Source organism: Duganella sp. P38, assembly GCF_050859475.1.
Taxonomy (GTDB): domain Bacteria; phylum Pseudomonadota; class Gammaproteobacteria; order Burkholderiales; family Burkholderiaceae_D; genus Rugamonas.
In genome coordinates this window covers 642675-669099 of the sequence record NZ_CP193936.1, presented here as the reverse complement: position 1 = coordinate 669099, position 26425 = coordinate 642675, and the positions used below count along the sequence as shown (strand labels likewise).

At 65.6% G+C, this 26425-nt stretch carries 15 protein-coding genes, 4 tRNA genes and 2 pseudogenes; 6 read left to right on the top strand and 15 right to left on the bottom strand.

All coding sequences use genetic code 11. The features are described from left to right. Window position 1: 1 nt before the first annotated feature. The 5 genes from ACRQ5J_RS03070 to ACRQ5J_RS03050 form a co-directional block, all read right to left on the bottom strand. Window positions 2–77, bottom strand: a tRNA-Trp gene (locus ACRQ5J_RS03070). A 71-nt stretch (window positions 78–148) separates the two neighbouring features. Continuing rightward, window positions 149–1339: an elongation factor Tu gene (tuf, locus tag ACRQ5J_RS03065; protein WP_432381091.1), complete on the bottom strand. Its 1191-nt coding sequence runs from the start codon at window positions 1337–1339 to the stop codon at window positions 149–151. A gap of 87 nt (window positions 1340–1426) precedes the next feature. Beyond that, window positions 1427–1501: transfer RNA gene (locus tag ACRQ5J_RS03060), tRNA-Thr, on the bottom strand. Between the two features lie 58 nt (window positions 1502–1559). Further along, window positions 1560–1633: transfer RNA gene (locus ACRQ5J_RS03055), tRNA-Gly, on the bottom strand. Between the two features lie 57 nt (window positions 1634–1690). Next, window positions 1691–1775, bottom strand: a tRNA-Tyr gene (locus ACRQ5J_RS03050). Window positions 1776–1973: 198 nt separating this feature from the next. Here ACRQ5J_RS03050 and ACRQ5J_RS03045 point away from each other — a divergent pair. Beyond that, window positions 1974–5234, top strand: a complete 3261-nt coding sequence (locus ACRQ5J_RS03045) for an EAL domain-containing protein (protein WP_432381090.1) — start codon at window positions 1974–1976, stop codon at window positions 5232–5234. Window positions 5235–5325: 91 nt separating this feature from the next. Here ACRQ5J_RS03045 and ACRQ5J_RS03040 read toward each other — a convergent pair whose 3' ends face one another. From ACRQ5J_RS03040 to ACRQ5J_RS03030, 3 genes are all read right to left on the bottom strand, one after another. Next, window positions 5326–6909 (bottom strand): DUF3369 domain-containing protein, encoded by a 1584-nt coding sequence (locus tag ACRQ5J_RS03040; protein WP_432381089.1) that lies wholly within the window; start codon window positions 6907–6909, stop codon window positions 5326–5328. A 75-nt stretch (window positions 6910–6984) separates the two neighbouring features. Next, window positions 6985–8022 (bottom strand): J domain-containing protein, encoded by a 1038-nt coding sequence (locus tag ACRQ5J_RS03035; protein WP_432381088.1) that lies wholly within the window; start codon window positions 8020–8022, stop codon window positions 6985–6987. 106 nt (window positions 8023–8128) lie between these two features. Next, a complete protein-coding gene (locus ACRQ5J_RS03030) occupies window positions 8129–9280 on the bottom strand; it encodes a class I SAM-dependent methyltransferase (protein WP_432383574.1) in 1152 nt (383 codons plus the stop codon). A gap of 125 nt (window positions 9281–9405) precedes the next feature. Between ACRQ5J_RS03030 and ACRQ5J_RS03025 the strand changes: the two genes are divergently transcribed. The 4 genes and pseudogenes from ACRQ5J_RS03025 (at window position 9406) to ACRQ5J_RS03010 (ending at window position 11917) form a co-directional block, all read left to right on the top strand. Next, complete coding sequence (locus ACRQ5J_RS03025) at window positions 9406–10179, top strand: SDR family oxidoreductase (RefSeq protein ID WP_432381087.1); 774 nt, start codon at window positions 9406–9408, stop codon at window positions 10177–10179. Between the two features lie 22 nt (window positions 10180–10201). Then, window positions 10202–10599 (top strand): annotated as a pseudogene (locus ACRQ5J_RS03020) (dihydroneopterin aldolase). Then, window positions 10596–11516: a tRNA 2-thiocytidine(32) synthetase TtcA gene (ttcA, locus tag ACRQ5J_RS03015; protein WP_432381086.1), complete on the top strand. Its 921-nt coding sequence runs from the start codon at window positions 10596–10598 to the stop codon at window positions 11514–11516. Before ACRQ5J_RS03020 ends, ttcA begins: the two are co-directional and overlap by 4 nt. A gap of 62 nt (window positions 11517–11578) precedes the next feature. Continuing rightward, window positions 11579–11917 (top strand): hypothetical protein, encoded by a 339-nt coding sequence (locus ACRQ5J_RS03010; protein ID WP_432381085.1) that lies wholly within the window; start codon window positions 11579–11581, stop codon window positions 11915–11917. Between the two features lie 92 nt (window positions 11918–12009). Here ACRQ5J_RS03010 and ACRQ5J_RS03005 read toward each other — a convergent pair. The 4 genes and pseudogenes from ACRQ5J_RS03005 to ACRQ5J_RS02990 all read right to left on the bottom strand — a co-directional run bounded on the left by ACRQ5J_RS03005 (window position 12010) and on the right by ACRQ5J_RS02990 (window position 16322). After that, window positions 12010–13778 (bottom strand): annotated as a pseudogene (locus ACRQ5J_RS03005) (M14 family metallopeptidase). A gap of 51 nt (window positions 13779–13829) precedes the next feature. Beyond that, window positions 13830–14252, bottom strand: a complete 423-nt coding sequence (locus ACRQ5J_RS03000; protein ID WP_432381084.1) for a hypothetical protein — start codon at window positions 14250–14252, stop codon at window positions 13830–13832. An 11-nt stretch (window positions 14253–14263) separates the two neighbouring features. Beyond that, entirely contained in the window at window positions 14264–15340 is a 1077-nt protein-coding gene (locus tag ACRQ5J_RS02995) for a PDZ domain-containing protein (protein WP_432381083.1), read from the bottom strand. A 7-nt stretch (window positions 15341–15347) separates the two neighbouring features. Next, on the bottom strand, window positions 15348–16322 hold the full coding sequence (locus tag ACRQ5J_RS02990) for a LysR substrate-binding domain-containing protein (RefSeq protein WP_432381082.1): 975 nt from the start codon (window positions 16320–16322) through the stop codon (window positions 15348–15350). Between the two features lie 100 nt (window positions 16323–16422). On the opposite strand from ACRQ5J_RS02990, the gene ACRQ5J_RS02985 reads away from it, so the two are divergent. Then, the gene (locus tag ACRQ5J_RS02985; RefSeq protein WP_432381081.1) at window positions 16423–17622 is read left to right on the top strand and encodes an MFS transporter; all 1200 of its coding nucleotides are present in this window, start codon (window positions 16423–16425) and stop codon (window positions 17620–17622) included. On the opposite strand, the gene ACRQ5J_RS02980 is transcribed toward ACRQ5J_RS02985, so the two are convergent. From ACRQ5J_RS02980 to ACRQ5J_RS02970, 3 genes are all read right to left on the bottom strand, one after another. Next, window positions 17619–20300, bottom strand: a complete 2682-nt coding sequence (locus ACRQ5J_RS02980) for a TonB-dependent receptor plug domain-containing protein (protein ID WP_432381080.1) — start codon at window positions 20298–20300, stop codon at window positions 17619–17621. The two genes, ACRQ5J_RS02985 and ACRQ5J_RS02980, sit on opposite strands and share 4 nt — an antisense overlap. Before the next feature lie 116 nt (window positions 20301–20416). Further along, window positions 20417–22501, bottom strand: coding sequence for a prolyl oligopeptidase family serine peptidase (locus ACRQ5J_RS02975; RefSeq protein WP_432381079.1), 2085 nt, complete (start codon window positions 22499–22501; stop codon window positions 20417–20419). A 290-nt stretch (window positions 22502–22791) separates the two neighbouring features. Further along, a complete protein-coding gene (locus ACRQ5J_RS02970) occupies window positions 22792–26367 on the bottom strand; it encodes an indolepyruvate ferredoxin oxidoreductase family protein (RefSeq protein WP_432381078.1) in 3576 nt (1191 codons plus the stop codon). Window positions 26368–26425 lie beyond the last annotated feature (58 nt).

The window sequence follows — 26425 nt, the reverse complement described above, 5'->3', positions numbered from 1 at the left end:
GTGGCAGGGGCGGAGGGCCTCGAACCCCCAACCTTCGGTTTTGGAGACCGACGCTCTGCCAATTGAGCTACGCCCCTACATAAACCACAAAACTACAAAGGAGTCGGATTATACCACCCGGACACCCGGGTGGCAATCTTACTTCCTATTAGGCGATGATCTTAGCGACCACGCCGGCGCCCACGGTACGGCCACCTTCACGGATAGCGAAACGCAGACCTTCTTCCATCGCGATCGGGTTGATCAGCTTGACGGTGATCGACACGTTGTCGCCTGGCATAACCATTTCTTTGTCCGCTGGCAGTTCGATCGAACCGGTCACGTCAGTCGTACGGAAGTAGAACTGTGGACGATAGTTGTTGAAGAACGGGGTGTGACGGCCGCCTTCGTCTTTCGACAGAACATAGATCTCGCCGGTGAAGTGGTTGTGCGGCTTGATCGAGCCTGGTTTTGCCAGAACTTGACCACGTTGCACGTCTTCACGCTTGGTGCCGCGCAGCAGCAGACCAACGTTGTCGCCCGCCTGACCTTGGTCCAGCAGCTTGCGGAACATTTCCACGCCGGTGCAGGTGGTTTTCACGGTGTCGGTGATACCAACGATTTCGATCTCTTCGCCGACTTTGATGATGCCGCGCTCAACACGACCGGTCACCACGGTGCCGCGGCCCGAGATCGAGAACACGTCTTCCACTGGCATCAGGAAGGCGCCGTCAACCGCGCGCTCTGGGGTTGGGATGTAGCTATCCAGCGCTTCGGCCAGTTGCATGATCGCCTGTTCGCCCAGTGGGCCGGTGTCGCCGTCCAGTGCCAGACGTGCCGAACCTTTTACGATAGGCAAGTCGTCGCCTGGGAATTCGTATTTCGACAGCAGCTCGCGCACTTCCATTTCGACCAGTTCCAGCAGTTCTGCGTCGTCGACCAGGTCGCACTTGTTCAGGAACACGATGATGTATGGAACGCCAACCTGGCGGGCCAGCAGGATGTGTTCGCGGGTCTGTGGCATTGGGCCGTCAGCTGCGGAGCACACCAGGATCGCGCCGTCCATCTGCGCTGCGCCGGTGATCATGTTTTTGATGTAGTCGGCGTGGCCTGGGCAGTCAACGTGAGCGTAGTGACGGCCGGCGGTTTCGTACTCGACGTGGGCGGTGTTGATGGTGATGCCGCGTGCTTTTTCTTCTGGAGCAGCGTCGATCTGGTCGTAAGCTTTAGCTTCGCCGCCGAATTTTTTCGACAGAACGGTTGCGATCGCAGCGGTCAGGGTGGTCTTGCCGTGGTCGACGTGGCCGATGGTGCCGACGTTAACGTGCGGCTTGGTCCGCTCGAATTTCTCTTTTGCCATTTTAGACTCCTAACGATTTGGTGTGATTGGCAGGGAACCCTGCCCAACTGTCTTGATAGTGCTACCGTACTGCCGTATTGCGTATTCTGGTGCCCTTGACGTGGATTGAACACGTGGCCTCTCCCTTACCAAGGGAGTGCTCTACCACTGAGCTACAAGGGCTTTTGGGTACTGCGCTTTACAACCGGTCGATGCTTGCACATCTGCATTGCAACAACACTGGAGCGGGTGAAGGGAATCGAACCCTCGTCATAAGCTTGGAAGGCTTCAGCTCTACCATTGAGCTACACCCGCGAGGTATTGGTTCAATTCAATTCATTTACTGCGCCACTCAGTCTTCTTGCAAAAACTTGGTGGAGGGGACTGGATTCGAACCAGTGTACTCTGAGAGAACGGATTTACAGTCCGTCGCCTTTAACCACTCGGCCACCCCTCCGCGAGGAACCGCAGAGTATGAAGCAATTTTTCTGACCCGTCAACTCTTTATTCCATCTTGTCGATGTCGCGTTGACAGTTCGTCTGCTTCGGGGCGAGATTTTATACGCACCAACTGCGAAAGTGCAAGTGTTGTTTTTACGTTGCATGTTTTCCTATACAATCGGCCGCACTCAACGAGAATCCTGGAGCCCTGCGTTTGAAGAATCGAAGCGGTCGCTGGCACACCCTGCTGCTCGCCAATCTGGCCCTGTGGGCTGTGTATTTCGCCATCGGCCGCCTCGGTCTGCTGCTGGCCCTGCCACCAAGCTATGCCGCCCCCATCTTCCTGCCCGCCGGCCTGGCGCTGGCCGCCTGCGTGGTCGGCGGCGCGCGCCTGCTGCCGGCCGTGGCGCTCGGTTCGCTGGCGGTCAACCTCGTCTACCCATGGCACAGCCCGGCAGGCATCACCACGCACGCGCTGCTGGGCGCCAGCGCGCCGGCCGTCGGCGCCGCGCTGCAGGCCTGGGTCGGCGCCACGCTGTTCCGCCGCTATGTCGACCAGGCCATCGGCTCGGGCCGCGACGTGGTGCGCTTCGTGCTGCTGGCCGTGTGCGTGACCGTGGTGTCGAGCACCGTCTCGCTGTCGGGCATGATGGCGCTGGGCGTGCTGCAGCAAGCCAGCGTGGCCAGCGACTGGCTGACCTGGTGGATGGGCGACACCATCGGCATCCTGCTGGCGGCGCCGCTGACCTGGATCGTCATCGGCCGCCCGCGCGCGCTGTGGGCGCGCCGCCGCACGCTGGTCGGCCTGCCGCTGCTGCTGTCGGCCGGCGCCTTCATCGCCATCTACCTGCAGGCCGACCGCTGGGAGAGCAGCCAGCAGCTGCAAACCTTCCGCCTCAAGGCGCAGCAGACCGGCGACCTGCTGCAGGCGCAGTTCAGCGAGCACGAGCGCTTCATCTACGCCATGGCCAAGGCGCTCAACGCGCCGCGCCGCGCGATCACCGCCGACGACTTCGGCACGCTGGCGCACGGCTACCTCGACCAGCGCCCGGAACTGATGTCGATGGCCTGGCTGACGCCCGTGGCCCACGGCCAGCGCGCCGGCTTCGAGGCCTGGGCCGGCCAGCACAGCGCGCCCGGTTTCGCCATCCGCGAGCGCACCGCCGACGGCCGCTTCGTCGTCAGCGCCGCGCGCGAGCGCTACTTCGCCGTCACCTTCGCCGAACCGGCGCGCAACCGCGACTATCTCGGCCTCGACTACCTGCACGACCCGCAACGCCGCGCCGCGCTGGAGCGCGCCATCCAGTCCGGCCAGCCGACCGCCACGCCGCCGCTGCAACTGCTGCCGGGCGCGGCCAGCCCCGGCCTGGTGCTGCTGCAAACGGTCTACCCGCAGAGCAGCCACCGCCAGGCGGTCGGCTCGCTGATGATCTCGATGCAGTTCGACGCCTACCTCAGCCAGGCGCTGAAGCGCTCCGAGTTCCCGCACTTCCTGCTGCGCTTCGAGGACACCGACGCCGACGGCCCGCGCCGCGTGGTGCAGGACACGCTGGGGCGGGCGCCGGCCGACGGCGACTTCCAGCGCCAGCTGCACTTCGGCGGCCGCATCTACGAGCTGACGCTGGCGCCGACGCCGGCCTACCTGCAACAGCAGCGCGGCTGGCAGAGCTGGACCGTGCTGACCTGCGGCCTGCTGCTGACCGGCCTGCTGGGCACGCTGATGATGCTGATCAGCGGCGAGCGCGCCCGCATCCAGGCCGAGGTCAAGGATTCCACCTCGCGCCTGCGCCAGCGCGAGGCGCGCCTGCAAGCCATCCTCAACAAGGCGGCCGACGCCATCCTCACCATCGATAGCAACGGCGTGCTGATGTCGGCCAACGCCGCCGCCGGCCGCCTGTTCGGCTACGCGCCGGAAAAGATGGTGACGCTGCCGCTGGAGCGCCTGATTCCGGTCGGCGTCGGCGAAGCGGCCGGGCTGGACGCGGCCGGCCTGCTGCGCATGATCGCCTGCGGCGTCACCCACGAGTACGAGCTGCCCGGCTGGCGCAGCGACGGCAGCGAATTCCCGCTGGCGATGTCGGTGTCGGAAGTGGAGCTGCCCGACGAGCACCTGTTCGTCGCCATCCTGCACGACCTGACCGAGCAGCACGTGGCGCAGCAGCGCATCCACCGCCTGGCCCACCACGACACGCTGACCGGGCTGGCCAACCGCCTGTCGCTGAACCTGCGGCTGGAGCAGCTGCTGGCGCAGACGCGCCGCAACGGCGGCATGGCGGCGGTGCTGTTCATCGACCTCGACCACTTCAAGAAAATCAACGACACCCACGGCCACGAAACCGGCGACCAGCTGCTGGTGGCGGTGTCGCAGCGCCTGCAGGAACTGCTGCGCGAGGTCGACACCATCGCCCGCCTCGGCGGCGACGAGTTCATCGTCGTCACCGACGGCGCCATCACGCCGGACGACGCCTCCAACATCGCCGTGCGCATCGTCGATGCACTGAGCGCGCCGTACCACCTGAACGGCAAGACCGTGCACAGCGGCGCCAGCGTCGGCGTCGCCATGTTCCCCGGCGACGGCGAGGACGCCGGCACGCTGATGCGCCACGCCGACACCGCCATGTATGCGGCCAAGAGCCAGGGCCGCGGCAACTTCCAGTTCTTCTCGGAGGAAATGAACAGCGCCACCCACGAACGGCTGCTGCTGGAGAGCCGCCTGTGGCAGGCGCTGGAGCAGAACGAATTCGAGCTGTACCTGCAACCGCAGGTGGAGCTGGCGACGCAGCGCATCATCGGCGCCGAGGCGCTGCTGCGCTGGCACCATCCGGAACTGGGCATGGTGGGGCCGGACCGCTTCATCCCGATCGCCGAGGAATCGGGCCTGATCCTGCCGCTCGGCGACTGGGTGCTGCAACGCGCCTGCGCGCTGCTGCACGCGTGGCGCGCGCCGGGACTGGCGCACCTGCGGCTGGCGGTCAACCTGTCGGCGCGCCAGTGCCACGGCGCCGGCCTGCTGCCGCACCTGGACCGCATGCTGCACAGCCATGGCATCGACCCGGCGCTGCTGGAACTGGAAATCACCGAGTCGGCCGCGATGCAGGACCCGGAACGCAGCCGCGCGCTGATGGTGGAGCTGCGCTCGCGCGGCATCAAGGTGGCGATCGACGACTTCGGCACCGGCTACTCGTCGCTCAGCTATCTCAAGCTGTTCGAGCTGGACCGGATCAAGATCGACCGCGGCTTCGTCAAGGATATCGAGAGCGATCCGAACGATGCGGTAATCGTTGCCGCCACCATCGCGCTGGCGCATTCGCTGGGGCTGGAGGTGATCGCCGAGGGCGTGGAGACGCAGGCGCAGCGCGACTTCCTGCGCGCCAAGCACTGCGACGAGGCGCAAGGCTATCTGTTCGCGCGGCCGCTGCCGGTGGCGCAGTTCGAGGCGATGGTGCGGGCCAGCGCCACGCCGGCCGCCGCCTGATCCGTCACGCCGCCCGGTCCGTCATTCCCGCGCAGGCGGGAATCCATACTACGCCAGCGCTCCATGGATTCCCGCCTGCGCGGGAATGACGTCAGGCCGGGGTGTGGCCGATGGCCGGATCGCGCTCGATCATCTCCAGCAGGGCCGCCACCACCTCCGGATCGAACTGCTTGCCGGCGCGGTCCTTGATATACGCCACCGCCTGCGCATGCGGCCACGGCTCCTTGTACGGCCGTTCGTGCAGCAGCGAGTCGAACACATCGACCACCGCCACGATGCGCGCCGCCAGCGGAATCGCCTTCCCCGCCAGCTGGTTCGGATAGCCGTTGCCATCCCAGTGCTCGTGATGGCCGCCGGCGATCTGCGCGCCATAGGTCAGATAGCTGACGCCGTCGACCATATTCGCGGCCCGCTCCAGTATGGTCTTGCCGACCGCCGCGTGCCGCTGCATCTCGCCGCGCTCCTCGGGCGTGTGCAGGCCCGGCTTGAGCAGGATATGGTCGGGCGTCGCCACCTTGCCGACATCATGCAGAATCGACGCCAGGCCGATCATCTCCAGCAACTGCGGCGTCACCTCGTCCGGATAGGCGCCGCGCGCGTGCAGCCGCTGCGCCAGCGTCGACGACAGCTGCTGCACCCGCCGCACATGGCCGCCGGTGCCGCTGTCGCGGAACTCGGCCAGGTCGGCCAGCGCCACCACGGTGGCCTCCTGCGCCTTGCGCAGCTGGCCGAACATATACAGATTGTCGAACGCCGCCGCGATGCGCTGGCAGAACACCTCCAGCAGGTCGCGCTGGATCTGCGCCAGCGGCCACGGCGGCGTGACCGAAATCGCCACCTCGCGGTTTTCCTGCGTGTGGATGAACAGCACATTGGCCGGATGCTCGAACTGCGATTTTTTCTCGGCAAAGGCCTTGGCGATGGTCGGCCACAGCGGGTGCGTGGCCGGCATCAGCTCGGCGTCGTTGAGCGTCGCGTAGCCGCCCGTCGCCGCCACCACGGTGGTGACGCCGGTGTCGCCCTGCATCAGGCACAGCACGCCGTCGGAGCCGACGTCGAGGATCGCGCTTACCTGGTTCAGCACGCCCGAGGCGAACTCGCGCAGCGAATGGATCTGGTACAGATTGGTGGCGCCGGCCAGGATCTTGCCGAGGCCGACGCGGCTGCGCTCAAGCATGTTCAGGCTCTCGTACGCGCGCAGCGCCGAGATCACCGTGGTGAACAGCTTCTGCGTGGTCAGCTCGGTCTTGGCCTTGTAGTCGTTGATATCGTATTCGATGATGACGCGCTGCTCGGGCGCCTGGCCGGGCTGGCCGGTGCGCAGCACCACCCGCACGATCGCATTGTGGAGTTCTTCGCGGATGCGGCGCGCCAGGATCAGGCCGGCGTCGTCGGTTTCCATCACCACGTCCAGCAGCACCAGCGCGATGTCGGGCGTGTCGCGCAGGATCTCGAACGCCTCGCGGCCGCTGTAGGCGGAAAACAGTTCCAGCTCGCGGCCCTTGAAGCTGACATTGCGCAGCGCCAGCCGGGTTACCGCATGCACATCGACATCGTCGTCGACGATCAGCACCCGCCACAAACGCTGGTCCGGTGCGCCCTGACCGCCGGCGGGGACTTCCTCTTCGTCTTCGTCAAGCAGCCAGTCGTCGTCACCGGCGGTGGAATCGGTCATACACATCTCCTGTCATGACCTTCAGGATAATCAGATTCCCCCTGTGACAACTCTTATCAGCGATGCCCGCAGGCACTAGTTGTTGATGGGTGACGGCCCGCTTTGCATGCTGGCGGTGGTGGTGCGGTTGGCCCCGGCGCAGGCGCCCGGATTGGCGGCAACGTCGAGATTCTGGTAGCGGATTTCGTACTTGCCGTTGGTCAGCTTATCCACCAGCAGCTTGTCGTGCGGCAGCACGTAGGCATAGCGCACATTCGAGCGGCGGTCCATGTCATAGACCTTGATGAACACGGCCGAATCGTTGCCGCTGTTGTCGAGCGTCAGCTGCATCTCGTCGCCGCGGTTGCCGATCGGGAAACCTTCCATATAGCCGGACCGGCTCGGCCACGGCTCGCCGTTGGGCGCCACCAGCGTCTGCGTCTGGGTTTCGCTGTCGCACTCGGCGCCGGCGCCGGGCAGCACCACCTGCGCCATCGCCGCCACCTTGATCGGCGCCGGCCGCGCCTGGTGCGATTCGGACAGCCGCACCGTGGCCCAGCTGTCGCGCGCTTCGGCGTGGCTGCCGGCGGCGTCGGACAAGGCATGCGGCGCGGCGCCCACGCTGTCGGTGGTGGCGGCGTTGGCGTTGATGCCACTCTTGCCGTTCCAGGCGCCGCTCAGCATATTGCTGACCGCCTGCGGCTCGGCCACCATGGTGGCGCCGCCCACCCAGCCCAGCGTCAGGCACGCGGCCAGGCCGGCCCACAGGCGCCAGTCGCGGCGGCCGCGGCGGCGGCGCCGCGCGGCGTCCTGCGCGCCGTGCTCGGCCTGCCGGGCGCTGTCGCCGCGCGCCCGTTCGCCGCGATGCGCTTCCTCGTGGCGGGTGCTTTCCAGCCACTCGATTTCCCACTCCTCGGAGGCGATCCACTCGTCATGCTCCTTGCGGCGCTGCGGGTCGGACAGCGTCTCGTAGGCGCCGTTGAGGATGGCCATGATGCGCGCAGCTTTCTCGTCGCCCGGATTCTTGTCCGGGTGATATTTTTGGCTGAGCGCCTTGTAGGCGGCACGTATGACCTCCTGTGGCGCCATACGCGACACCTTCAGGTTGTCATAGTGGGTGTGGATCTTGGCCATAAACGGAAATCGACGCAGAATCAGTCATCATAGCCCATCTTAACGCATGCAACTCAGAGATCAGACAACGATTTCGGCCGCTTTTCGGCCCAACGTGCTTTTCTGTCTACAATCTGTGCGTGCGGTCCTGCAGGACGATGGCCGGCGGCAGCTCGACGCCCTTGCCCACCGCCAGCACCTTGAACAACTCGCCCATTTCGGCCGGCGACACCAGCTTTTGCAGCGCGCGCGCCTGCGGCAGATAGGCCGCCGCGTCCGCGGGATCGGTGCGCAGCAGCAGCTCGCCAATGCCGGCGCCGAGCAGGAAGCCGGACTGGTTCAGATAACCCAGCACCTCGATGCCGGCGTCCTGCGCCGCCAGCGCCATCGCCGTGAAATCGACGTGGGCGGTGATGTCCTGCAAGCCCGGGTAATAGAACGGGTCCGGGTGCGCATGGTGGCGGTAGTGGCACATCAGCGTGCCGGTGACGCGCTGGTCGAAATAAAACTCGTGCGCCGGGAAGCCGTAGTCGAACAGGAAGGCGGCGTTGGCCCGCCCCTGGCCCAGCATGCGCGCCAGCGTCGCCATGAAGCCGCAGGCGACGCCGTGCAGCTCGGTCACATAGCCGTCCGGCAGCAGTTCGTGCGCGGGAATCTGGCGGGCGATCTGCGCCTGCAACCCGGCGCTGGCCGGCGTTTCCAGATACTGGAAGCCGCCGTCACGGACCGTCACCTGCAATTCCTGCCAGCCGTCGGGATGCTTGATGACCAGCTGCACCGGCATCGCATCGAGCACCTCGTTGCCGAACACCACGCCGTCAAACGACGCCGGCAGCGTGTCCAGCCACTCGACCTGCGGGAACGCGCGCAGCTTTTCCTGCTGGCGGCCGCGCAGTTCGCCGGACAGCTCGACGATGTAATACTTGTCCACTGCAACGCCGGCGGCGCGCAGTTCGCTCAGGATGTCGAACGCCAGCTTGCCGGTGCCGGCGCCGAATTCGAGGATGTTCGGCGCGCTTTGGGCGATAATAGCGGCTGCAACCCGGGCCAGCGCCGCGCCGAACAAGGGCGACAGCTCGGGCGCGGTTGTAAAATCGCCATCTTTGCCCAGCTTGGCGGAGCCGCCGCTGTAGTAGCCCAGTCCGGGCGCGTACAGCGCCAGCTCCATGTAGCGGGCGAAGGGAATGGCGCCTGCGTTGCGTTCGATCTCGGCGGCAATCAGATGCTGCAGGGCGTGGGACGCGGCCAGCGCGTCGCTAGAAGGTGCGGGTAGGGACATCCCGGCATTGTAGCGAATCCGCGCCGGCGCCGACAAATAACCCGCGTCGTTGCCGCGCAGGCGGGAATCCATGCTGAGTATGGGTTCCCGCCTGCGCGGCAACGACGGTTGACTTTAAACCAAGTATGACAGCATCTCACAACACATCGCAGGTCGCGCTGGTCACCGGCGCCGGGCGCCGCATCGGCCGCGCCATCGCGCTCGGCCTGGCGCGCGCCGGCTGGGACGTGGCGGTGCACTACCGCAACTCGGCCACCGAAGCGGGCGAAGTGGCCAGCGCCATCATCGCGCTGGGCCGGCGCGCCGTCGCGCTGCAATGCGACCTGGCCGACGAGGCGGCGGTGCGCGCGCTGCTGCCGCGCGCGGCGGCGGCGCTGGGCGCCGTCCATTGCGTGGTCAACAACGCCTCGCTGTTCGACTACGACAGCGCCAGCGAATTCAGCCCGGCGCTGCTGGACGCCCACATGCGCGCCAACGTCGCCGCCCCGCTGCTGCTGGCGCAGGCGCTGCACGCGGCCACGCCGGACGGCGCCCAGGCCGCCGTCATCAATCTGCTGGACCAGAAGCTGTACAATCTGAATCCGGATTTTTTGTCGTACACCCTGTCCAAGGCCGCGCTGCACACCGCCACCACCATGCTGGCGCAGCAGCTGGCGCCGAAGCTGCGCGTGGTCGGCGTGGCGCCGGGCATCACCATGGTGTCGGGCGACCAGACCGAGGCCGGTTTCGCCAACGCGCACCAGCAAACGCCGCTGGGCCGTTCCAGCACCCCCGACGATATCGCCGACGCCGTGGTGTACGCCGCCACGGCGCGCGCGCTGACCGGCGCCACGCTGCTGGTCGATGGCGGCCAGCACCTGCTGCCGCTGCCGCGCGACGTGATGTTTTTGGCCAAATAATTTATTCACTAGAAGGTATTCCATGCTGTCCGCCCTGATACACCCGCAACTGAACGACTGCCGCCGCCTGTTCCTGCGCAACTATGAAGTCATGATCAACATCGGCGTCTATGAGTTCGAGAAAAGGGCGAGCAGCGTTTGCTGATCAACGTGGACCTGTACATTCCGCTGTCGGCCTCGTCGCCGCAGCACGACCAGCTGGAAGAAGTGGTCGACTACGACTTCATGCGCAACACCATCGCCCAGCGCATGGCGCGCGGCCACGTGCAGTTGCAGGAAACCCTGTGCGACGACATCGTGCGCGAAATGCTGGCCCACCCGAGCGTGCGCGCGGCGCGCGTCTCCACCATGAAGCCTGACGTGTATCCCGATTGCGAGGGCGTCGGCGTTGAAGTATTCAAAATCAAGGAACAAGCATGAACGCCGTCATCGACGCCAGCATCAGCGCCAAGGCCGCTGAAAAAACCGCCCACGAGAACAACAAGCTGCACAAGCGCCTGTGCCGCCTGGTCGGCCAGGCCATCGGCGACTTCAACATGATCGAGGACGGCGACAAGGTCATGGTCTGCCTGTCCGGCGGCAAGGACTCGTACGCGCTGCTCGACATCCTGATGACGCTGCGCGAGCGCGCGCCGATCAACTTCGAGCTGGTCGCCGTCAACCTCGACCAGAAGCAGCCGAACTTCCCGGCCGACATCCTGCCGGCCTACCTGGACAAGCTGGCCATCCCCTACCACATTGAAAACCAGGACACCTACAGCATCGTCAAGCGCCTGATCCCGGAAGGCAAGACCACCTGCTCGCTGTGCTCGCGCCTGCGCCGCGGCATCCTGTACCGCGTCGCCGACGAGCTGGGCTGCAACAAGATCGCGCTGGGCCACCACCGCGACGACATCCTGGAAACCTTCTTCCTGAATATGTTCTTCGGCGGCAAAATCAAGGGCATGCCGGCCAAGCTGGTGTCGGACGACGGCAAGCACATGGTGATACGCCCGCTGGCCTATGTGAAGGAAGAGGACACCGAGCGCTACGCCGAAGTGAAGCACTTCCCGATCATCCCGTGCGACCTGTGCGGCTCGCAGGAAAACCTGCAGCGCAAGCAGATCAAGAACATGCTGCGCGAATGGGAGAAAAAGCATCCGGGCCGGGTCGAGAACATTTTCTCGTCGCTGTCGACGGTGGTGCCGTCGCACCTGATGGACCGCGACCTGTTCGGCTTCAAGGACATCAAGGCCGACGGCGTGGCCAACCCGCTCGGCGACATCGCGTTCGACGAGGAACCGTGCGCGACGCCGGCGCCGGCGCCGGGCATCATCTCGCTCCAGCGCCAGGACTGAGCGCGCTTCGCCCTGCCCTCCGCTAGGTTGAGATATGATCAACTCTCGATAAGGAGACTACCATGAGCCTGAAGATCGAAACGAAGGCGCTGGGCGATGCCACGCTGGCGAATTTTTCGCCGAACAAGAACGGCGACGGCGGCGCCGATTTCGGCGCGCTGCTCAAGCATGCTGAAACCAGGCAGTCCGACGCCGCGGCGGAACTGGAAAAATACCTGAAGATGACGCCCGCCGAACGCATGACGGCGGCGATGATGAAGAAGCTGGGCATTACCCAGGACGAGTTCAACGCCATGTCGCCCACCGAGCAGGCCGCCGTCACCGCCAGGATCACCGAGATGATCCGGCAGGAGATGGATCAGCAAATGGCGCAGAAGAACCACGCCAGTTCCGCCATATAGTTGCCCCCGTCGTTCCCGCGCAGGCGGGAACCCATGCTGAGCATCGCGCAAGCGCCCTATGGATTCCCGCCTGCGCGGGAATGACGGCTGGTTTAGTACCTCTGCGCGGTGCGCATCACCGGATACAGGTTAAAGCGCTCATCCCACGAAGCGTGCCGCCTGGCGAAGAACTCCAGCCGCTTGGCCGGGCTCTTGTTGAACTCCGCGTCGCTATCGAGTTTTTCTGGAACTCGGCGCGCAGCGCCGGATCGGCCTCCAGCTGTTCGCGCGCCACCTCCTCCGCCACATAATCCTCCATATACTCCTTGCGCTCGAAGGCGGCGTTGAATTCGCCCCAGGCCAGCAGGCTGTCGGCGCCGCGCGGCTCCAGCATCGTCATCACCAGCCGCGCCTTCGGCTGCGCGATCGGCACGAACAGCGCGCCCTTGCCGACGGCGCGACGCTCGCGGCCCCAGTCGCCGTCCACCGACAGCATCTGATGGCTCTCGACCGACTGCGCGCCGAACCTGGTGCGGGTGGCGCGGAAGGTCTCCACCTCGGCCGACATCTGGTCGGCGCCGATCACCTTGAATTCCACGCCATGCTGTTTCAGCTTGGCGCCCACCCACGCCGCCTGCGCCGCCGGCACGATGTAACCGCCCAGCGGCGCCGCCACCTTCAGGTCCGGCACGATCTCGTCGCGCAGCGGCACGCTCCAGATCTGCGGCTTGCTCTCGTCATAGCGCGTCCACAGCGCGCCGGAAATTTCCGAATGCTCGCGCGTGTAGGCGTAGCCGGGGAACTCGATGGTCTTGCTGTTGAACGTGGTGCGATAGCTGAGCGGCACCTCGCTGCCGGCCAGCGCCAGCGCGCGCGCATCGGCCTCCTTCGCCAGCTTCTGCCAGTCCTTGCCGTGCCGCGCCACCTGCGACAGCAGCGACACGATGGTGTTGTAGGTAATGCGCACGCGGGTCGGATAATCCTTCCACGAGTGGGTTTCCACCAGCATGGCGAAGCGGTTACGCAGCAGGAAGTAGCCGGTCGAGAAGCGCGGCGTCGACAGGCTGTCGACAAAGCCGGACATCGGATCGTCCTCCTTGGCGAACGAGATGTAGAACGGCTTCGGGTCCGAACCCTTGGCCTTGAGGTCGGCCATCACATTGGTTTGCAGCGCGGCGCCGGCCACCTTCAGCGCCTCGTCGCCGGCGTGCACCGGCTCGACCTGGATCGAGATATCGGGCTGGAATTTGGCGCCGTCGGTCACGTGCAGGTCGACATAGGCCAGCGGGTCCCAGGCGTTGACCAGCGCCAGCATGGCCTGCATCTCCGGCGCGTCGGCCTTGACGTAATCGCGGTTCAGGTTGTAGTTCTGCGCCGTGGTGCGCCAGCCCATCTCCACCGGGCCGCGCTGGTTCGGGCGGTTGTTCTTGCCGAAGCGCTCGTGGCCGTCAACGTTAAACACCGGCACGAACAGCAGCACCTGCTTGTCCAACGCGCCTTGCGCCGCCTTGCCTTCGAGCGCGTCGCGCAGCGCCAGGAAGCCGGCGTCCTTGCCGTCGATCTCGCCGGCGTGGATGCCGCCCTGGATCAGCAGCACCGGCACGCCCTTCTTTTTCGCCTGCTCGGCGCTCAGCGCGCCAGTGCGCGAGACGGCCAGCGCCAGCATCGGCCGGCCCTCGGGCGTGCGGCCGAATTCAAAGCAGCGCACCTGCTTCGGATAGGCTTTCTGGAACTGGGCGCACAGCGCCACCACTTCGTCATAGCGGCCGGTGGACTGAAAACCGGAACGCTCGGAAATGGTGGTCAGCGGCGCGGCGGCCGGGGCGGCGGCAGCCAGCGGCGCGGCGGCGGCAAGGGCAAGCAGGATGGCGGAACGGATCATGTAGCGGGCTTCCAGCAAAAAGAGGAAAACCAGTATAGACGCGTTTGCCGCTCAACGGTGGAGAATGCCGACCTCCCTCGCGGCCGGCCGCACCAGCCGGACCGGCGCCGCGCTGTCCGCAGTGCGGGCCGCCATGCTGCGCGCGCTGCGCGGCGCCGGGCACGTGCCGTTGGCGCGGTAGTTGAGCGCAGCCGACAGCAGCCGCTCATCGGCGTCGCCAAGCGCGTGCTCGAAGTCATCCTCGAGCGCGCAGGTGGCGCCGAAACCGTCGGCGTAGTCGCCCTGGCCCTTGTGATTGACCAGTTGCAGCTGGATCGCAAAATACGTGTTGCCGCAGTTATCCTCCGGGTAGAAACCATAGGGCTTGCCGCAGGTGGCGCCGCCGATCAGGTTGACCTCGACGTCGATGCCGAGCAAGCCGTTGATCAGCGCCTCGCTGGCGGAGCAGGTGGCGGCGCTGGTCAGTATCGTCACCCGTTTCAGGTTCAGGGCCGGCAGCGCCAGCCCGCGCCCAGCAGCGACGGCGACAGGCCGATCGAGCTGGACTGGAACAGGTCCGGCGCCTGCGCCGGCCGCTTGTCGTTGACCATCACGCGGTCGAACGCCTTGCCGCTGGTGGCGGCGGGACCGGCGATCATGTAGGCCAGCTGGCTGGCGACGGCCAGATAGCCGCCGCCGTTGTAGCGCATGTCCAGCACCAGGTCGCCGACATTGGCTTCCTTCAGCGCCGTGAACGACCGCAGCAGCGCGCTTTCGGCGACGTCGTTATGGTCATTGAACTGCAGGTAGCCGACGGCGCCGGTCGGCGTCTCGAATACCTTGGTGTTGCGCACCGGCGCCTCGACGACGTTGCCGGCGCCGAGCAGGACCGTCTGCAGCGCACCGGCGCGCCGCAGGACAAACTGGTGGCGCTCGCCGGCGGTGTCCGGGAACAGCCCGGCGTTCAGCCGGTCGGTGCCGGCGGCGCTCATGTCGTTGATGCTGACGCCGTCCACGCTGTCGAGCAGGTCGCCGCGCCGCACGCCGGCCGCCTCCGCCGGCGAACCCGGCTCCACCAGCGCCACGCCCCACAGGCGCGAATTGGCGGTGTCGCGGTTATACCAGCTGATGCCATAGCCCAGCCGCACGCCGGCCTGGTTCATCTGCCATTCCGTGGTCGGATACGTGAAGTGGTAAGCGTCCTTCGGGCGGCCGGACGCGGTGACGGCCGGCGTTTTCAGCGCGGCGAAGTAATCCAGCGGATTGCTGTAGCCGGTCATGGCGATCCCTGCCGGCACCTCCTTGTACCACAGGTAGGTTTCGTCGATGAACGAGCGCACCCAGCGCAATTCTTCGTTGAGGCTGCCCTGCTTGTCGGTGTAGGCCTTGCCGTTCCAGTCGGCGCCGCGGCGCGGTGCGACACAGCGGTTGGCCAGCGCCAGGTATTCCGGCGCCGCCGTGGACGTGGCCGGCGGCGTGGAGGTGGTGGGCGTGGGTGTGGCCGGGGCGCCGCCACCGCCGCCGCCGCAGGCGGCCAGCAGCGCCAGCACGGCGGTCGTGATGGTCGAGGAGATATGTTTCATTCAAGAATTATAGCGCCGCGCGGGCCTGCAAGATGCCAGGCTGGCTATTATTTTTGCAACTCAGGCTTGCAGGTCCGGATCGTGCCGCAGCAACCCGCCCACCCACTCGGCGAACACGCGCAGCCGTGGCGACGACATCCGGCCCTGCGGGTACAGCAGCGATACCGGCATCGGTGTCGGCGGCGTGGCCGCCAGCACCTCGATCAGGGCGCCGCTGGCCGGTGCGGCCGCACCGGTAGCGCGCCAGCTGCGCCAGTCCCAAGCCCTGCAAGGCACAGCTGACGCTGGCCTCGGCGTCGTTGACGGTGATGGCGCTGCGCACCTCGGTGGACACCACGCTGCCGTCGACCATGAAGTCCCAGTCGAACGGGCGGCCGGTGCGGCCGGAAAAGTGCGACACGCAGCGGTGCGCGGCCAGCTCGGTCCACGCCTGCGGCACGCCATGCCGCTGCAAATACGCCGGCGCGGCGCAGGTGACGAAGCGCATGCTGCCCAGCGGCCGGCCGATCATCGCCGAATCCTGCAGGGCGCCGACGCGCAGCGCGCAATCGGCGCCCTCCTCGATCAGGTCGCGCACCCGGTCGCTCAGGCTGATCACCAGGTCCAGCTCCGGATAGCGCGCGCAAAAGGCGCCGATGTGCGGCATCACCACATTGCGGCCGAAGGTGCCGGGCAGCTCCACCCGCAGCTTGCCGCGCGGCTGGACCGCGCCCTGGCCGCCGCCCTGATCGCGATAGGTGCTTTCCGCATCCTCGACCGCCTGCAGGATCTGCTGGCACTTGCGGTAGTAGTCGGCGCCGTCCGGCGTCAGCGACAGCCGGCGCGTGGTCCGTTGCAGCAGCTGCGTGCCGAGGAAGGCTTCCAGTTTCTTGATGGTGGCCGTCAGCGCGGCGCGCGGCAGGTCCAGCGTCTCGGCGGCCTTGGTGAAGCTATTGGCCTCGACGATGCGGACGAAGGCCTGCATGGCTTTCAGTCTGTCCATTGTTCACATTATGTGAAAAGTATAGCCGCATTATGCCCTAATTATCTTTGGCCGGCTTTTGCCTAGAATCTGCTCATCACCCTCTCACTGGAGCACTATCATGAGCAACAAAGACATCAGCCCCGGCATGGTCACGCTGTTGGCCACCGCCAGCGGCCTCATCGTCGCCAGCCTGTATTACGCGCAAACCCTGGTCGGCCCGATCAGCGCCGCCACCGGCCTCTCGCCCGAAGCGGCCGGCCTCATCGTCACGCTGACGCAGATCGGCTACACCCTCGGCCTGCTGTTCATCGTGCCGCTGGGCGACCTGCTGGAAAACCGCCGCCTGATCTTCACCGGCCTGCTGTTCACCTCGGCCATGCTGGTGCTGGCCGCCATCAGCAGCAGCGCCTGGATGTTCCTGACCGCTGCGCTCGGCATTGGCCTCGGCTCGGTGGCCGCGCAGATCATCGTGCCGTTCGCCGCCCACCTGTCGCAGGAAGCCACGCGCGGCGCCACCGTCGGCAAGGTGGTCAGCGGCCTGCTGCTGGGCATCATGCTGTCGCGCCCGGCCGCCAGCCTGGTGGCCGACGCCACCAGCTGGCACGTGGTATTCGCCGGCGCCGCCGTGCTGGTGCTGATCGTCGCCTTCGTGCTGCGCGCCGGGCTGCCGCAGCGCGTGCCCAACCATCACATCGGCTATCCAAAACTGATGGCTTCGCTGTGGCATCTGTTCCTGCAAACGCCGGTGCTGCGCCGCCGCGCCGCCTACCATGCCGGCCTGTTCGGTTCGTTCAGCCTGTTCTGGACCGTCACGCCGCTGATGCTGGCCGGTCCGCAGTTCCACCTGTCGCAGACCGGCATCGCCATCTTCGCGCTGGTCGGCATGGCCGGCGCCATCGCCTCGCCGATCGCCGGCAAGCTGGCCGACAAGGGCCACACGCTGATGGCTACGGCCGCCGCGCTGGTGCTGGGTGTGTTGGGATTTGCGTTGCCGCTGGTGGCGCCGGGTTCGCGTGACATCGCGCTGGCGGTGCTGGTGATCGCGTCGATCGTGCTGGACATGGGCGTGGCGGCCAATCTGGTGCTGGGCCAGCGCGCCATCTTCTCGCTTGGCGCGGAAGTGCGCAGCCGCCTGAACGGCGTCTACTTCGCGCTGTTCTTCGCCGGCGGCGCCGCCGGTTCAGCCCTGGGTGGCTGGGTGTTCGCCACCCACGGCTGGCGCGGCGCGCTGCTGGCCGGCATGGCCTTCAACGCCGCCGCGCTGCTGTACTGGGTGACCGAATATCTCGGCCACGCCAGCCAGCGCAAGGCCGCTTAACCGCCGAAGTGGTAATTCAGCTCGACCCAGGCCTGGCGGCCTACCGGGCTGTAATTACCGACCGGGTAGTAAGGCCAGCCGCCGCTGGTATCGACCTTGACCTTGTTGAACAGGTTGTTCACCGCCACCGACAAGGTGGCGCGTTCGTTCAGGCGGTACACCACGCTGCCGTTGACCAGCGTGGTCGGCGTCAGGAAGGCGGTGCCGGCCGCGTTAGGCGCTTTGCCGTAGCGCTGCAGGAACAGCGTGTTCGACCATTTGCCGTAGTTCCACGTCAGGCTGGCGTTGAGCTTGTCGCGCCAGTCGTAGACGTTCAGGTCTTTCAGTTCGTCGATCAGCTCGTCGCCGTCGAACTGGCGCGAATGCTTGTTCAAGGTCTTGGAATAGTTGCCCTTGGCGATGAAGCTGCCGAAGTCCCTGGTACGGAACACGTACTTGGTGGCGAGGTCGATGCCGTCCACGCTGGTCGAGGCGGCGTTGATCGGGTTGACCAGGATCTGCTTGATCTCGCCCGGACGGAACAGCGCATCGTCGGCATAGCGCACGATGCGCGAGATGGCGTCGGCGCAGGTCGGCGAGGTCAGGTCGCCGGCCATGCGGCAGGTGGCTTCGTCGCGCAGCAGCTTGTTCTCGTTCAGGTTGGTGACCAGGTCGCTGATCTTGATGTTCCAGTAGTCGAGCGACACATCGAAGTCCGCGCTCGGCGACCAGACGATGCCCAGGCCGGTCGAGCGGCCCTGCTCCGACCGCAGATCCTTGCTGCCGGTCTGCACGTAGTCGGCGCCCGGCGAGTAGTTGGCGAACTCGCAGCCGGCGATCGGCTGGCCGGACTTGGCGCAGCGGTAGTAGTCGGTGGTCGAGGCATAGTAACCGGTGCCGCGCGCCTTGTAGATGTAGTTCATGTCCGGCGCGCGGAAGCTGGTGCCGTAGGTGCCGCGCACCAGCAGTTGCTTGGCCGGACGCCACTCGATGCCGCCGTTGTAGGTGAACTTGCCGTCCTCGCGGCCGGCAAAGCTGTAGCGGTCATAACGGCCGGCCAGCGTCGCATCCACGGTCTTGACCACCGGGATGTTGAACTCGGCGCCCACCGCGTAGCGCTTGCGGGTGCCGGCGGTCACATCGGCGCCGGTGGCGATGTTGAAGTAGCCCTCGTTGATGCGGCTGTCCGGACGGTTGGAGAAGCCCTGCTTGCCGTATTCGACCACGGTCGCCATCTTGACCGGGCCGGCCGGCAGATCGAAGGCTTCGCCGCTGGCGCTCAGGCTGACGGTGTTGGTCCACGACTTGTCGTCGCTGACCGAGGCGCCGCTGATGCTGGCGAACTCGTCCGGCGTCAACCGGGTGCTCAGGCGCGCCGGATCGGGCGCGTAGATCGCCACGCCTTTCGCGTCCACGCCCAGTTGCTGGCCGAGGAAGAAGCTGTCGGCGTTGGCCAGAATGCGCGGGCGGTGGTCCTGGCTCTTGTACAGCGAGGCGGTGTAGCCGGCTTCATAGCTCCAGGTGGTGCCCGGAATCAGGCCCCTGGCGCCGAACGACAGCGAGCTGGCCTGGTCATCCCAGTAGCGGTTGTACTGGCCGACGCCGCCCATCTCTTCCGGCGAGATGTAGCGGTTCCAGGTTTCGTAGGCGCCGGTGTTCTGGTTCAGGAAATAGCTGTCGCTCAACTGGCGCGACGTCCACGACGGGCCGCGCGTATTGTTGGTGCTGCGGTTCTGGCCGAACAGCGCTTCCGCGTACAGCGTGGTGCTCGGCGACAGCTCGTAGTTCAGGCTGCCGAAGGCGTTCTGGCTGCTGTTCTTGGTCATCGTGGTCCAATAGGTCGGACCGACTTTCGGGCTGGCGCAGTAAGGGCCGGTTTTCGACGTGTAATTGACCGTGCTGCCGCCGAACAGATCGCTGTTGCTGGCGCAGGCCGAACCCAGGTCGACATACTTGCCGGCGGTGACATTCTTGCGGCCCATGATCGAGGTCGGCGCGACGTCGGTTTTCGACGCCATGAAGTCGCGGTCCGCGCTCCACAGCGGATTGCGCTCGGACAGTTCCAGGCTGAACAGCGCGTTCAGCTTGTCCCAGCTCTTGCCGCCGGTCAGTTGCAGGCGCTTGTCGGCGGCGCCGCCGCGCGAGGTGCCGCCGGCCTTGACGTTGAGGTCGAAGCCTTCGTACTGTTTTTTCAGGATGATGTTGACCACGCCGGCCACCGCGTCCGAGCCGTAAATGGCCGACGCGCCGCCGCTCAGGATCTCGATGCGCTCCACCACGCTCGACGGGATATTCGCCAGGTTGGTGAAGTTGACCGTGCCGTCATAGGCGGTCGGGAAGTCGGCCATGCGGCGGCCGTTCAGCAGCACCAGCGTGTGGTTCGGGCCGAGGCCGCGCAGGCTGATGGCGTTGGCCGACGGCGTGAAGGTGTTGCCGTAGTCGGCGCCCTGCGTGAAGCCGCTGTTCTGCGTCTGGTTGCTCAGCGCGTCGAAGACGTTGCGGTAGCCCTGCTTTTCGATATCGGCGGCGGTCAGCACCGTCACGGCCGACGGGCCTTCGGTGCCGGCGCGGGCGATGCGCGAACCGGTGATGACAACGGCTTGCGGCGCGCTCGCCGCTGCGCTGTCCTGCGCCAGCGCCACGGTAGGGGCGGCAACGCCAGCCAGCAGCGCGATAACGCCAGCCGCCAGCGGGGTCAAGTTACACTTTGTTTGCATTGTAAATACTTCACAAATGAAAAGGCGACACCTTATCAATTGTCAGGCAATTACTGAACGACTGTTTCGTCACATGCTTATGCGAAATATGAATAAAGTTATTTCAACTGGTGCAGCAGGAAGCTGTGGGTGGCGGCCCACCACTGCACTTCCTGCTCGATGGACGCTGCGGCCGAGTGGCCACCCTCGGTGTTTTCCCAGTAGAGCGCGTCATGGCCTTGCTGCTGCATCTGTGCGGCCATTTTGCGCGCATGGCCGGGGTGTACCCTGTCGTCGCTGGTGGACGTAGTGAACAGCACGCGCGGATAATGTTTTTCTTTTAACACATGGTGGTAGGGAGAATACTTACCAATGTAAGCCCATTGCGCCGGATCGTCCGGGTCGCCGTATTCCGCCACCCACGAGGCGCCGGCCAGCAGCTTGTTGTAGCGCCGCATATCCAGCAGCGGCGCGCCGCACACCACCGCGTTGAACAGCTCCGGACGCTGGGTGAAGGCGACGCCGACCAGCAAGCCGCCATTGCTGCGGCCGGAAATCCCGAGGTGGCGCGGACTGGTGATCTTACGCCGGACCAGATCTTCGGCCACCGCGAGGAAGTCGTCGAAGGCGCGCTGGCGGTTCTGCTTGACGGCCGCCTGATGCCACGCCGGGCCGAACTCGCCGCCGCCGCGGATATTCGCCAGCACGTAGACGCCGCCATGCTTGAGCCAGGCATCGCCCATCGGGCCGAGGTAATACGGCTTCATCGGAAACTGGAAACCGCCGTAGGCGTTCAGCACGGTCGGATTGCTGCCGTCCAGCCGCGCCTGCTTGCTCATGACGACGAAATACGGCACGCGCGTGCCATCCTTCGACACTGCGTGATGCTGCCGCACTTCGTAGGCTGCCGCGTCGAAATAAGCCGGCATGGCCTTCAGCGGCGTGCGCGTGTCGCTGCCGACGCGCGCAAGATAGATGGTGGACGGGTGGATAAAATCAGTCGCCTTCAGCATGTAATCGTCCGACGCCACCGGGTCGAGCGCGGTCACGGCCAACTGGCCGAACGCCGGCGCGTCGACGCGGCGCTGCCGCCATTGCTGCCGCACGCGTCTGACCTCGACCAGCCGGTTGCGCACGTTATCGAGTATGTTCAGCAGCAGCGCATTGCGCGTGACGGTGATGCCGTCGAGCGAACTGGTCGGCGTCGGCGAGAACAGCACCGCCAGTTGGCGCTCGCCGCGCACGAAGCGGCGCAGATTGGTCGCCAGCAGCGCTCCCTGCGGATAGCGCTTGCCGTTGACGCGCCAGTCCGAGTTGAGCTGAATGGCGAGCTGGCCGCCGAGGATGAAGGTTTGCGCATCGTCCGGCACCGGCACCTTGCGCAGCCGGTCCTGATCGCGCCAGAACAACTCGCTGCGGTAAAAATCGATGGTGCGCGTAATGAAGTGGTAAGCGCCTTGCGCGGAGAGGTGCTGTTGCGGTGTGACGCGCATATCGGTGGCCTGTCCCTCGTACAGCGTACGCGCGGCGGATAGCGGCGTGCCGCGCCGCCACTCCTTGACAATGCGCGCATAACCCGATGCCGTCAGCGTGTCCTCGCCAAAATCGCTGGCGACCAACAGCGTGTCGCGGTCTATCCAGGCCACCTCGCTCTTCGCTTCGGCCAGCGTAAAGCCATCCTGCACGAAGCTGCGCGTGACCGTATCGAATTCACGCACCACGTGCGCGTCGCCGCCGCCGCGCGACAGCAGGATCAGACAGCGATCCGCTGCCGGATACCAGCACTGGGCGTCGTGCCACACCCATTTTTCGTTTTCCTGCGCCGCCAGTTGATCGACATCGAGCACGGTTTCCCATGCCGGCTCCGGCAGCCGATATTGCGCCATCGTGGTACGCCGCCACACACCGCGCTGATGACCGGCATCGACCCAGAAGTTATACAGGTAACCGCCGTGCAGCGTCACTTCGGGCAGCCGCGCGCCGGTGTTTAACGTGGCGCGCACGCTGTCCTGAATCTGCCGGTATTCCGGGGCTGACTGCAATGCGCGCAAGGTCGCATCGTTCTGTTGCGCCACCCACCGCATCGGCTGCTCGCCGCGCACATCCTCCAGCCATTGATACGGGTCGCTGTCCTGCCCTCGCGCGAGGCCTGTCAGCGCAAGCAACAGCAGCGCCAGCGCGGCGATTTTCTGATACACGTTCATGCCTTCTTCTCCAGTAAAACAAACGAATCGCGCAGCATGCGCGCCGCCGTCATAGTCAATACCGGGCCGTCCGGCGGGGTCAAGGCCGCTTGCAAATCTCCCGCAGCGTGCCGACGCCGAAGATTGCGGGACAATCCGGATTCAATATTTCAGCAAAAGCTACGCCATCTGCCTAGCCACAAATGGGGGGTGTTTTACAGCTTTGGTGACCAGCCGTCGTCCACGACCCGATACCCTCTGAACAAAAAAACGGCCCCGAAGGGCCGCCAAGGTACTACCATGGAAATGAATCAGGCTGCGTGCGAGGCTGCGCTGACCTCCACACCAGATGCGGGTTTGCCAAAGTCGGCCAGTAGCTTGGCCTCTTTCTGCTTGGCCGCCAGCAGATGCCGCTCCTTGACGTGGCCATAGCCGCGGATATCCTCCGGAATGCTGGCGATGGCCACCGCCTGCGCCAGGTTCTCAGCCGTCAGCTTCGGCAGCAGGGCAGCGACGGTATCGCGGTACTCGGCGATCAGCGCGCGTTCCATCTTGCGTTCCGCCGTGCGGCCGAACGGGTCCAGCGCGGTGCCGCGCAAGCCCTTGAACCGGGCCAGCACGCCGAAAGCCTTCATCATCCAAGGACCAAATTCCTTCTTGACCAGATGGCCATTGGCGTCGGTCCTGGCGAAAATCGGCGGCGCCAGGTGGAATTTCAGCTTGATGTCGCCGTCGAACATGCCGGCCACTTTCTGCTGGAAGGCGCCGTCGGTGTACAGGCGGGCGACTTCGTATTCGTCCTTGTAGGCCATCAACTTGTAGTAGTAGCGCGCCACCGCCTCGGTCAGGCGCGTGGACTTGCCCAGCTTCGCTTCCTCGGCGCGCACCTGCTCGACGAAGGCCTGGTAGCGGCGGGCGTAGCTGGCGTCCTGGTAGGCCGTCAGCAGCTCGACGCGCCGGGCGATGATGTCGTCGAGCGTCTGGATGCGTTTGAACTCGATCACCTTGGCCGGCGTGGTCAGTCGGGTCACCGACGCCAGATCGTGGGCGGCGGTGCGGCCCCAGTGGAAGGCGGCCTTGTTGAAGGCCACCGACACGCCGTTCAGCTCAATCGCCTTGATCAGCGCCGCCTCGCTCAGCGGCACATGGCCCTTCTGGAAGGCGTAGCCCAGCATGAACATATTGGTGGCGATGGAGTCGCCCATCAGCGCGGTGGCGATCTGGCCGGCGTCGACGAAATCGACGTTGTCGTTGCCGCAGGCGCGAATGATCTCGCCGCGCGAGCCGGCGTCCGGGAATTGCCAGTCCGGGTTCTTCACAAACGCGGCGGTCGAGGAGCCGGTGGAGTTGATCATCGCATGCGTGCGCCCTTCGCCCATGCGCGACAAGGCGTCGCGCGAAGCGGTGACGATCAGGTCGCAGCCGATCACCAGATCGGCGCTGCCGGTGCCGACGCGCGTCGAGTGCAGATCGCTCTGGTGATCCGCCAGCCGCACGTGCGACATCACCGGGCCGCCCTTCTGCGCCAGGCCGCTCATGTCCAGCACGATCGCGCCCTTGTTCTCCACGTGGGCCGCCATGGCGAGGATCTGCCCGACCGTTACCACGCCGGTGCCGCCGATGCCGGTGATCAGGATGCCGAACGGCGTCGCGGTCGACGGCAGCACAGGCGTCGGCAGCACGGCTTGCGGCGCTTCGCCGGTGGCGGCCTTCTTCGGTTTCTTCAGCGCGCCGCCTTCCACCGTGACAAAGCTCGGGCAGAAGCCGGTGGTGCAGGAGAAGTCCTTGTTGCATGAAGACTGGTTGATCTGGCGCTTGCGGCCCAACTCCGTCTCCAGCGGCTCCACCGACAGGCAGTTGGACTGCACCGAACAGTCGCCGCAGCCTTCGCACACCGCTTCGTTGATCACCGCGCGCTTGGCCGGATCGGGATATTCATTGCGTTTGCGGCGGCGGCGTTTTTCGGACGCGCAGGTCTGGTCGTAGATCATGGCCGACACGCCGGGCTTGTCGCGCAGTTCGCGCTGCACGTCCATCAATTCGCTGCGGTGGCGCACGGTGACGCCGGGCGCCCAGTTGTAATCGGACGGGTATTTTTCCGGCTCGTCGGTGACGACGATAATCGGCGTCACGCCTTCCGCCGCAATCTGGCGCGAGATCATGCCGGGATCGAGCGGGCCGTCGAACTGCTGGCCGCCGGTCATCGCCACCGCGTCGTTGAACAGGATCTTGTAGGTGATATTCACCTTGGCCGCGACGGCCGCGCGGATCGCCAATATGCCGGAGTGGAAGTAGGTGCCGTCACCGAGATTGGTGAACACGTGCTTTTCGTTGGTGAACGGCGCCTGCCCGACCCACGTTACGCCCTCCGCGCCCATGTGGGTGAAGGTCGAGGTTTCGCGGTCCATCCACAGCACCATGTAATGGCAGCCGATGCCGGCCAGCGCGCGCGAGCCCTCCGGCACCTTGGTCGACGAATTGTGCGGGCAGCCGGAGCAGAAGAACGGCGTGCGGTCGGTTTGCGGATTGGCCTTGGTCGGCAGCGATTTCAGCGCCAGCTCTTTCGCCTCCAGGTAGGCCACGCGTTCCTGCACGCGCCTGGCCACCGGATGGTCCTTGCAATAGTGGGCGATGCGCGAGGCGATGGCGCGCGCGATCTGCGCCGGGTTCAGTTCATAGGTCGCCGGCAGCAGCCAGTCGCCGTGGCCGGTCTTGCCGTGGTTGCTCCACTCGCCGGTGTCGTCGAACTTGCCGACCACGCGCGGGCGCTGGCCGTCCGGCAGGTTGTACAGCTCCTCCTTCAGCGCGTATTCGAGGATCTGGCGCTTCTCTTCCACCACCAGGATTTCATCGAGGCCCTTGGCAAATTCCTGCACGCCTTCCGCTTCCAGCGGCCAGGTCATGCCGATCTTGTACAGGCGGATGCCGATATCGGCGGCGGCCTGCTCGTCGATGCCCAGGTCGGCCAGCGCCTGGCGCGTGTCGAGATACGATTTGCCGGCGGTAATGATGCCGATCTTCGGCGTCGGCGAATCCCAGATGATTTTATTCAGTTTGTTCGCGCGGCAGTAGGCCAGCGCGGCGTACCACTTGTAGCTGTTCATGCGCACTTCCATGTCCAGCACGGTGTCGGGCCAGCGGATATTCAGGCCGCCTTCCGGCAGGTCGAAGTCGGTCGGCAGCGCGATCTGCACGCGGTCCGGGTCGAAGTCCACCACGGCGCCGGATTCGATGATGTCGGTGACGCACTTCATCGACACCCACAGGCCGGTGTAGCGGCTCATCGCCCATGCGTGCAGGCCGTAGTCGATGTACTCCTGCACCGACGACGGATACAGCACCGGAATGCCGCAGGCGTTCAGAATATGGTCCGACTGGTGCGCGGTGGAGGACGACTTGGCCGCGTGGTCGTCGCCGGCCAGCACCAGCACGCCGCCATGCCGCGCCGAGCCGGCATTGTTGGCGTGCTTGAAGACGTCGCCGCAGCGGTCCACGCCGGGGCCTTTGCCGTACCACATGGCGAACACGCCGTCGTACTTGGCGTCTTTAAACAAATTGGTTTGCTGGGTGCCCCAGACGGCGGTGGCCGCGAGGTCTTCGTTCATACCGGGATGGAATTTGACGTGGTGCTCGTCGAGGTACTTCCTGGCCTTCATCGCCGTCATGTCGACGCTGGTGACCGGGGAGCCGCGGTAGCCGGTGATATAGCCTGCGGTGTTCAGGCCCGCCTTGAGATCGCGCTCGCGCTGCATCATCGGCAGGCGGATCAGCGCTTGCGTGCCGGTCATGAAAGCGCGGCCGCGCTCCAGCGTCCATTTATCGTCCAGCGTGATGTCGGACGTATCGACGGACGGATTCAACAGCAAACCCTTTTGAGGTGCATTCATTGTTTTGTCTCCAAATTTTCAGATACGCAGCGCGGCGAGTGCCGGGTAGGCTCTGCCG

What these genes read in the sequence shown, in the direction of transcription:
- tuf (WP_432381091.1), bottom strand. Translation starts at nt 1,339, where the DNA reads ATGGCAAAAGAGAAATTCGAGCGGACCAAGCCGCACGTTAACGTCGGC.
- ACRQ5J_RS03040 (WP_432381089.1), bottom strand. Translation starts at nt 6,909, where the DNA reads ATGACCGATTCCACCGCCGGTGACGACGACTGGCTGCTTGACGAAGAC.
- ACRQ5J_RS03035 (WP_432381088.1), bottom strand. Translation starts at nt 8,022, where the DNA reads ATGGCCAAGATCCACACCCACTATGACAACCTGAAGGTGTCGCGTATG.
- ACRQ5J_RS03030 (WP_432383574.1), bottom strand. Translation starts at nt 9,280, where the DNA reads ATGTCCCTACCCGCACCTTCTAGCGACGCGCTGGCCGCGTCCCACGCC.
- ACRQ5J_RS03025 (WP_432381087.1), top strand. Translation starts at nt 9,406, where the DNA reads ATGACAGCATCTCACAACACATCGCAGGTCGCGCTGGTCACCGGCGCC.
- ttcA (WP_432381086.1), top strand. Translation starts at nt 10,596, where the DNA reads ATGAACGCCGTCATCGACGCCAGCATCAGCGCCAAGGCCGCTGAAAAA.
- ACRQ5J_RS03010 (WP_432381085.1), top strand. Translation starts at nt 11,579, where the DNA reads ATGAGCCTGAAGATCGAAACGAAGGCGCTGGGCGATGCCACGCTGGCG.
- ACRQ5J_RS02995 (WP_432381083.1), bottom strand. Translation starts at nt 15,340, where the DNA reads ATGAAACATATCTCCTCGACCATCACGACCGCCGTGCTGGCGCTGCTG.
- ACRQ5J_RS02990 (WP_432381082.1), bottom strand. Translation starts at nt 16,322, where the DNA reads ATGGACAGACTGAAAGCCATGCAGGCCTTCGTCCGCATCGTCGAGGCC.
- ACRQ5J_RS02985 (WP_432381081.1), top strand. Translation starts at nt 16,423, where the DNA reads ATGAGCAACAAAGACATCAGCCCCGGCATGGTCACGCTGTTGGCCACC.
- ACRQ5J_RS02975 (WP_432381079.1), bottom strand. Translation starts at nt 22,501, where the DNA reads ATGAACGTGTATCAGAAAATCGCCGCGCTGGCGCTGCTGTTGCTTGCG.
- ACRQ5J_RS02970 (WP_432381078.1), bottom strand. Translation starts at nt 26,367, where the DNA reads ATGAATGCACCTCAAAAGGGTTTGCTGTTGAATCCGTCCGTCGATACG.